Annotated in this window: 8 protein-coding genes; 4 read left to right on the forward strand and 4 right to left on the reverse strand. The window is 61.0% G+C overall.

The window, feature by feature from the left end; translation table 11 throughout:
* Nucleotides 1-1542: penicillin-binding protein 2 (mrdA, locus tag NW857_RS07190; RefSeq protein WP_414368482.1), on the reverse strand; the 1542-nt coding region annotated here is incomplete at its 3' end.
* A gap of 116 nt (nucleotides 1543-1658) precedes the next feature.
* Between mrdA and NW857_RS07195 the strand changes: the two genes are divergently transcribed.
* Nucleotides 1659-2921 (forward strand): lipopolysaccharide biosynthesis protein, encoded by a 1263-nt coding sequence (locus NW857_RS07195; RefSeq protein WP_414368484.1) that lies wholly within the window; start codon nucleotides 1659-1661, stop codon nucleotides 2919-2921.
* Here the strand turns inward: NW857_RS07195 and NW857_RS07200 are convergent.
* Together NW857_RS07200 and NW857_RS07205 are read right to left on the reverse strand one after the other, a co-directional pair.
* Nucleotides 2908-3273, reverse strand: coding sequence for an FHA domain-containing protein (locus NW857_RS07200; protein WP_414335195.1), 366 nt, complete (start codon nucleotides 3271-3273; stop codon nucleotides 2908-2910). The two genes, NW857_RS07195 and NW857_RS07200, sit on opposite strands and share 14 nt — an antisense overlap.
* A gap of 93 nt (nucleotides 3274-3366) precedes the next feature.
* Nucleotides 3367-4203, reverse strand: a complete 837-nt coding sequence (locus NW857_RS07205; protein WP_414335194.1) for an SDR family oxidoreductase — start codon at nucleotides 4201-4203, stop codon at nucleotides 3367-3369.
* A gap of 118 nt (nucleotides 4204-4321) precedes the next feature.
* On the opposite strand from NW857_RS07205, the gene NW857_RS07210 reads away from it, so the two are divergent.
* Nucleotides 4322-4813: a YajQ family cyclic di-GMP-binding protein gene (locus NW857_RS07210; protein WP_414335193.1), complete on the forward strand. Its 492-nt coding sequence runs from the start codon at nucleotides 4322-4324 to the stop codon at nucleotides 4811-4813.
* 446 nt (nucleotides 4814-5259) lie between these two features.
* Here the strand turns inward: NW857_RS07210 and hemW are convergent, their stop codons facing one another.
* Complete coding sequence (gene hemW / locus NW857_RS07215; RefSeq protein WP_414352328.1) at nucleotides 5260-6453, reverse strand: radical SAM family heme chaperone HemW; 1194 nt, start codon at nucleotides 6451-6453, stop codon at nucleotides 5260-5262.
* A gap of 65 nt (nucleotides 6454-6518) precedes the next feature.
* Between hemW and hisH the strand changes: the two genes are divergently transcribed.
* Together hisH and NW857_RS07225 are read left to right on the forward strand one after the other, a co-directional pair.
* Nucleotides 6519-7157 (forward strand): imidazole glycerol phosphate synthase subunit HisH, encoded by a 639-nt coding sequence (gene hisH, locus NW857_RS07220; protein ID WP_414347141.1) that lies wholly within the window; start codon nucleotides 6519-6521, stop codon nucleotides 7155-7157.
* Between the two features lie 22 nt (nucleotides 7158-7179).
* Nucleotides 7180-7641: an EVE domain-containing protein gene (locus NW857_RS07225; protein WP_414336137.1), complete on the forward strand. Its 462-nt coding sequence runs from the start codon at nucleotides 7180-7182 to the stop codon at nucleotides 7639-7641.
* Nucleotides 7642-7792 lie beyond the last annotated feature (151 nt).

A 7792-nucleotide genomic window follows, 5' to 3' on the forward strand; every position in this document is an offset into this window, starting at 1 on the left:
CGAGAGCAAGGGACGCACCCGCCAGCCGCCGTTGGCCACCGCTGCTGTGACCACCGCCATCTGCAGCGGCGTGGCGGTGATAAATCCCTGGCCGATGGACATGTTCACCGTATCGCCCACATACCAAGGCTCGCGCCAGTGACGCTGTTTCCAGTCGGCGTCGGGCACCAGCCCCACAGCTTCCCCCTTAAGGCCGATCCCGGTCAATTGCCCCAGCCCGAAGCGGCGCGACCATTCTTGCAGGGGGGCGGCCTTGGTGCCCAGGGCAATCTGGTAGAAGAAGGTGTCGCTGCTGTAGGCCATCGCCTGGCGGTAGTTCAGCCGCCCGAAGCCGGCGCGGTTCCAGTCCCAGAACCTCCACCCGCCCACCTGGATGTAGGGGCCGGTCTGCAGCACCGTATCCGGGGGAAAGGCCCCCGACTCGATCCCGGCGGCGGTGGCGATGATTTTGTAGGTGCTGGCGGGGGGATAGGGCCGCAGGGCGCGGTTGAGGAAGGGAAAGTCCTGCTGTTGCAGGCTCTCCCACTGGGCTTGGGTGATGCGGCTGGAAAAGAGGTTGGGATCAAAAGTGGGATAGCTGGCCATGGCCAGGATCGAGCCGTCGCGGGGATCCAGGGCGACCACTGCTCCTTTCTGCTGGCCCAGGGCTTGCTCTGCCGCCTGCTGCAGGCGTACGTCCAAAGTCAGCTGCAGGGTGTTGCCCGGTTGGGGGGCTTGTTCTCCCAGCACCCGCAGCACTTCTCCCATGGCGTCCACCTCCACCTGGCGCCCGCCCCACTGGCCGCGCAGATGGCTCTCGAACAATTCCTCCACGCCCATCAGGCCGACGATATCCCCCAAGCGATAGCTGGGATCGGCCCGCAGTTGTTCTTGCGAGATCTCGCCGGTATAGCCCAGCAGGTGGGCGGCCAAGTCGCCATGGGGATAAAACCGCACCGTCTCCGCCTCCACCATCACCCCCGGCAGTTCGCGGCTCATCTCTTCCAGTTGAATGACCACCTGGGGGCTGGCGTTGCGCAGGATGCGTACGGGAAACGGGGAGCGGTAGCCGGCCTGTTCCAGCTTTTGGGCAATTTCTTCGGGGGCCATGTTCAAGGCTTGGGCCAGCTTGGGGATCGTCTCCTGCCAGCCCTGCCGCGACTGCACCAACGGCCACAGGAAGACTGAGTGGGAGAGCTGGCTGCCCGCCAGCAGCACGCCGTTGCGATCCACAATGCGCCCCCGTTCCGGCGGCTGGGGCAAGAGGCGAATGCGGTTGGTATCGGCCAACTGGCGGTAATACTGGGTGCGCACCAGTTGTAGGTAGGCCAGGCGGGATCCTAGCCCCCCCAGGAGCAAGCCGCTGGCCAGCAGGAGCAAAACCAGGGCCCGATAACCCTGACCCACCGTTTTGGCCGGCGGGGATCCCAGCCAGCGAGGGCTACTGGTGGGCGGGGGAAGGACGCGGCGCGGGTCGGGGGGCCTGGAGTGGGGGGAAAACAGGGTTTTGGGATCCCGTTCCGCGGATGTGGTGATGTTGCCAACAGGGTAAAGTTTGGCCATGAAGAATTGCCGAATAAAGCTGCAACCCATCCACCCAGCGCACAAGGTTGAATGCCTGGGCGGTCTCTCTCAGCCAGTATCCCCGGCTGCGGCCAGCCTCGTCCAGGAGGGTTGCCGTGGATAGGGCAGAACAACAGCGGCTACGACAGGCTGCCTGGCTGATGCTGGGCAATGGCCTGCGCCTGGGGTTGTCCGGGGCCTATTTCATCCTGCTGGCGCGGCTGTTGGGGCCGGAAGCCTTTGGGGTGTTCTCCGCCATCTTGGCCTGCAGCAACCTGGCCGCCCCGTTTGGCCATTGGGGCCAGTCGGAACTGCTGATCCAGCGCCTGAGCGGCCGGGGATCCGCGGCGGCTGCCCAGGAGATCGGCCCCAGCTTGTGGTTGGCGGGGCTGGGCTGCGGGGGGATGACGCTGCTGTTAACACCTCTGTTGAGCCTTTGGCTGGCCGGGATCTCCCCCCTCGTGGTGGGGATCCTGCTGGGGAGCGACCTGCTGTTTATCGCCATCCCTGAGGTGTACAGGGGGATCCTGATCGGGCAAGAGCGGGTTGCCGGCGTGGCCCTCATCGATACCGGCATGGCGCTGGGGCGATTGGGGGCCGTATTGCTGGCGGCGGCCTTGGGCTGGGGATCCCTGGTGCAGTGGGCCGTGCTGTACGGCCTGATGGTGCTGGTCGTGCTGCTGCTGATGGCGCGGGGGATGGGACGGTGGAGCAAGCCTTCTCCCCCCTTGGCCTGGAGAGATCTGGGGGAACGGCTGGCGGCGGGCTGGGATTTTGCCGTGGGGCTGGCGGCGGCAAAAACCTTCACCGATTTGGACAAGCTGCTTTTGCCCCGTCTGGCCTCGGCAGCAGCGGGAGGGCTCTACAGCGCCGCCTACCGGGTGATCAACTTCTCGCAAACGCCGATGATCGCCCTGCTCACCAGCCACTTTGCCGAGCTGTGCCGCCAAGGACAAAAGGGCCTACGGCAGGGCTGCCGCTACGCCTGGCAGCTCTTCCCTTGGGTGGTGGGCTACGGCAGTTTGGCCGCCCTGGGGGTGGCGCTGGGCTCCTACGGGATCCCCTGGGTGCTGGGGTCGGCTTACCAAGAGACGGCCCTCATCCTGCGCTGGCTCAGCCCGGTCATCCTGCTGGAGGGGATCCACCTGCTGCTGTCTCACCTGCTCACCGCAGCCGGGCTGCAAAAGCCCCGCAGCCGTCTGCAACTGGCGGCACTGGGTCTGAACGGGCTTTTGAATGCGGTTTGGATCCCAAGGTGGGGTTGGCAGGGGGCGGCCTTAGCGACCTTGCTGTCGGAGCTGGCTTTGGTGCTGGCCTTGCTGCTATTGGTTCGCAGGCAATGGTGCTCTTGGGAGAGATCGGGACTTACGGGGCCTTGATGATTTTGTAGGTGGCTTTGGCGTCGGGGCCGAAACTGATCACATCTCCCGACCGGAGCTGGTGGGTGGTCAATTTCTGTCCGTTGATCAACAGGCCATTGGTGCTGGGCCGACCTTCCAGATCCCCATCCAAAATGCGGTAGCAATATTCTCCCTCTCGCTCGGCAGGAACCCGCAGCAGCATGGCGTGGTAACGGGAAGCAAACTGAGAGTTGAGACAAATGTCGTTCGCCAAGTCCCGACCGATGAAGTATTTGGCGGATCCCAGCACCTGAGTACGGCGGCCATCTCGGTCTTCCACGATCAAGATGTGCTGCTGAGTGCCGGAAGGAGAAGGCGCAGACTCAACCATACTTCTGCTGTGAGACCAGTATTGAAGTGTACCCCACACTATACCTAAGTTTGGCCCTCTTCCTGCCATTGCCGGGCCTGACCGATCCGATGGCTAGCGAGGGATGTTCTGGAGCAGTGGGCCAACCCAGCCGGGAAAGAGGGTGTAAGCTCCTACCGCCCATTGGGCCATGCCCACCACCACCTCCGACTTGGACTGGCAAGCGGCGTCCCAAATGGCTTCGGCCACTTCTTCTGGCCGGCTGGCCCAAAAACTCTCCAGCGCCTGTTGCATTTGCTCGCGGGCTTTCCCACCTGAGGCTTGGGATTGGCCGTCAGCAGGGGACTCCGGCCCCCCCTCATCCAGAAAGATGGCTCGCTTGAGAAAATCGCTGCTGACAATGCCCGGATGAACACCGATTACCTGGATCCCGTGGGGTTGCAGTTCCAGACGCAGCGCCTCTGTCAGCCCGCTGACTGCGTACTTGCTGGCACAATAGGCGCTCATTTGGGGCAGGGGCATTTTGCCGCCGATGGATCCCACGTTGATGATCTGACCTTTTTTGCGCTTCAGCATATCGGGGAGCACGGCCCGGATGGTGTACAAGTAGCCCCAAAAATTGACCGCCATCAGCGCCTGCCAGTGTTCCAGGGTGGTTTGCAAAAAAGGGCCGCTCATACAGATGCCGGCGTTGTTGATCAGGCAATCGATGCGGCCATAGCGTTCTAGGGTTCTCTCCACCAGGTTTTGCACCTGTTCTGGCTGCGTGACATCGGTGGGAACGGCCAAGACCTCGGCGTTTAGACTTTGCTCCAGGTCGATGGCCGTTTGCTTCAAAGTTTCGGCAGTGCGGGCGGCCAGGGCCAAGCGGTACCCCCCACGGGCAAAGGTGAAGGCGGTGGCTCTGCCGATGCCTTCGGAAGCGCCTGTAATTAAAACAACATCGGCCATCCTGCTTCTCCGCAAATCTGGACAGGGATCCCTCTACCTGTTGTAGCTTCTTTGAGGGTTGGGGATCCCTGCTTGGCCTGAGAGCTTAAGATACGGAACGGTAGCGAAGATAGGGTTTATGGCCTCTACCTACTCATTTGATATCGTCAGCGACTTCGACCGGCAGGAACTGGTGAATGCCGTGGATCAAGCCCGGCGGGAGATCAAACAGCGCTATGACCTCAAGGATACCCAGACAGAAATGGAGCTGGAGGAGGGATCCCTGACCATCACCACCGCCAACGACATGGCCCTCAACTCCATTCGGGAGCTGCTCCTCACCAAAGCGGCCAAGCGGGGCCTCTCCCTGAAAATCTTCGACTTCCAGCCGCCGGAGAGCGTCGGCGGCAACCGGGTGCGCCAAGTGGTTCGCCTCAAAAAGGGCATTGATGCCACGCTGGCCAAGCAGATCGCCAAGCAGATCCGCGACAACTTCAAGAAAGTGCAGCCTTCCATTCAAGGGGATCTGGTGCGGGTTTCCGGCAAGGATAAGGACGAGCTGCAAGCGGTGATTCAAATGCTCAAGCAGCAGGACTACCCGGTGGCGTTGCAATTTGTTAATTATCGCTAGGGAACCGTTGAGCCTCCGTCCCTTCCCCCTCAATTCCCATCCAAATTCAGGATCGCTGGACTCACAGCAAGGCAACGGTAATGCAACAGTTCGTTCACATTTCCAACTCCCCTCTTCTTCTGGGGGCAGGGGTGAGGGTTATAGTCATTTCAAACAGCAATGAAACGGTTCGTTACGTCGTTATTGCTCCGCAACGCCGTCGCGAACGCGCCGCTCTAACTCCCCTCTCCCTCAGGGAGAGGGGCTGGGGGTGGTCGCGTAAGCGGCGCGGAGCGCTTGGGCCTCAGGGAGAGGAACTGGTCGAAGAGCGCTTGGGGAAATGAGCGCCTGGGAGCTGTTTCAATCTAGTCTGAAATGACTACAGCCTACCCCCTTTAAAGCCTGAGTTGCCGGCCAAGTGGGGTCGGAAACTTTGCCGAGCAATCTTGTGCACGTGGCCGACGCAATCAAGCCAACAAGTCCTTGAGAACCTCATTGGAAAACAGCCAGCCCGCCGGCGGGATCAGCCGCAGCCGCCCGGCCTCACAACTGGCCCAACCCTTCTCAAAATAGGGATCCAGTCTCTCCAAGGCTTGCTTCAGCTTGTTGTCGCCAAAACGCTCTTGTAAATGGCCTAAATCCAGCCCTTCTTGTAAGCGCAACCCCAACATCAAAGTATCCATCCAAACTTCCTCTGGGGATGCTTCCGGGGGGAGGGGGTGGGCTTTGGCTTTCACCTGCTCAAAATAGTCGTAAAGGGTTTTGGGCTGCTGAATGCGCCGTCCCTCTTCGTAGCCGACGGATCCCATGCCAAAGCCAAAGTAAGGGCGATTTTCCCAGTACACCCGGTTGTGGCGGCAGGCATACCCAGGGCGGGCAAAATTGGAGATCTCATAGTGAATGTAGCCTGCTTGGGTGAGCAGCTCTCGCGCCATCAAGTACATTTCAACTGTGGTTTCCTCAGTGGGCAAAGGTGCATCTCCCGGTCGGTACATCCGACCAAATCGGGTTCCCGGCTCAATCGTTAAATCATAGATGGAGACATGGGTGGGGTTGATTTCAAGAACAGCCTGCAGCGATTGCTGCCAGTGCTCCAAGGTCTGGTAGGGCAGCCCAAAGATCAAGTCCAGGTTGAAATTCTCAAAGCCCACTGCCTGCAAGTCGGCCACGGCTTCGTAGACTTCTTCCACCCCATGCAGGCGGCCACAGGCGGCCAGCAGCTCAGGTTGAAACGCCTGTACCCCCAAGCTGATGCGGTTAACCCCCAGATCCCGGTAGCCCGCCAACTGCTCCCGCGTCAGGGTGCCAGGGTTGGCCTCCAGCGAGATCTCGCAGTTGGGATGAAACGGGATCCTCTCCCGCAGTTGAGCCAAGATCCGGCCCAACTGCTCCACCGTCAGCAGGGAAGGGGTGCCGCCGCCGAAAAAAATGCTGGTCAAGGGCTGGGGATCCCCGGCCAAATGGCGGTAGCGGTAGGCGCCGCCGATCTCCTGGCAGAGCCTCTGCACATAGGTTTCCATCAGCTCGCGGGTGCCCAGGCCGGTGGCAAAGTCGCAGTAGTAACAGCGCTGCCGGCAGAAGGGGATGTGCAGATAGGCTGCTGCGGGCCAGCCAAGCTGAGTGGAGAGGATAAGGTTTTCCTCAGATGCTGCAACTACCATAGCTCCCTACCTTGCTAAAACCACTATACTGGTAGGCTCCTAAACGCTTTAGGAAAAGGGATCCCATGAAAGCCGTGCGCCTGGCGGTGATCGACTATGATGCCGGCAACTTGCATTCGGCTTGCAAAGGGCTGGAGCGGGCCGGGGCCGAGGTGCAGCTAGTAACAGAGCCGGCTGGGCTGGAGGCTTTTGATGGCATTGTCCTGCCCGGCGATGGGGCTTTCGACCCGGCCATGCAGCAGTTGCGGGCGCGGGGCTTTGAAGAGGCAATCCGAGCAGCAATCGGGCGGCAGCAGCCCTTTTTGGGCATTTGCCTTGGGCTGCAGGTTTTGTTCGAGGGCAGCGAAGAAGGGACAGAGCCAGGGCTGGGCCTTGTGCCGGGGCGGGTGCAGCGCTTTCGACCGGAGCCTGGCCTGCGCATCCCCCACATGGGCTGGAACCAGTTGCACCTTACCCAGCCCCAGTCTCCTCTTTGGGCAGGGATCCGCGACCAAAGCTGGGTTTACTTTGTCCACTCCTACCACGCCGTGCCCAGCGACCCAAGCTGGGTGGCCGCCACCACCCAACACGGCAGCCAAACCTGCGTGGCCGCCATTGCCGGCGGCGCTTTGTTGGCCACCCAGTTTCACCCCGAAAAGTCCGGCCCGGTTGGTTTGAAGATCTTGCAAAACTTCGTGGACTTTGTGGCAGGATCCCTGGCCTAGACCTCGATTTTTCCCAAGCCCCATGAACTACTGGCTGATGAAATCGGAGCCCAGCGTCTACAGCATCTGGGATCTGCAGCGGGAGGGCCAAACCCTTTGGGACGGCGTGCGCAACTACCAAGCCCGCAACTACCTAAAAGCCATGCAGGTTGGGGATCGCGCCTTTTTCTACCACTCCAACGCCAACCCCCCCGGCATAGCCGGCCTGATGGAGATCCGAGAAACCCAGGTGGTCGATCCCAGCCAGTTTGATCCCACCAGCCCCTACTACGATCCCAAGTCAACCCCTGCGGATCCCCGCTGGCACACGGTGCGGGTGCACTTTGTTGCCGCCTTTGAGCGCTTGATCCCTTTGGCCGAGTTGCGAGCTGCCTTCACCCCCGATGAGCTGGAGGTGGTGCGACGAGGCACGCGCCTGTCGGTGATGCCCGTTCCCCAGGTTGTTGCCGAGCGGCTGCTGGCATTGGCGACTGCTCCTACTTAGCTGCTTCCGTTTCTGAAGATTCAGAGCGCAAAGAGATACAGCGTACCTGAAGCTTCTTAACGAATCCGAAAAATAGGAAACTGGGTATTCAACACCTGCCTAGGATTGAGAAAGCGACCTAGGGCGAGGTCATTGTGGCGCTGCGCGATGA

It is taken from the genome of Synechococcus sp. H55.9, from assembly GCF_047462355.1.
Taxonomy (GTDB): Bacteria; Cyanobacteriota; Cyanobacteriia; order Thermostichales; family Thermostichaceae; genus Thermostichus.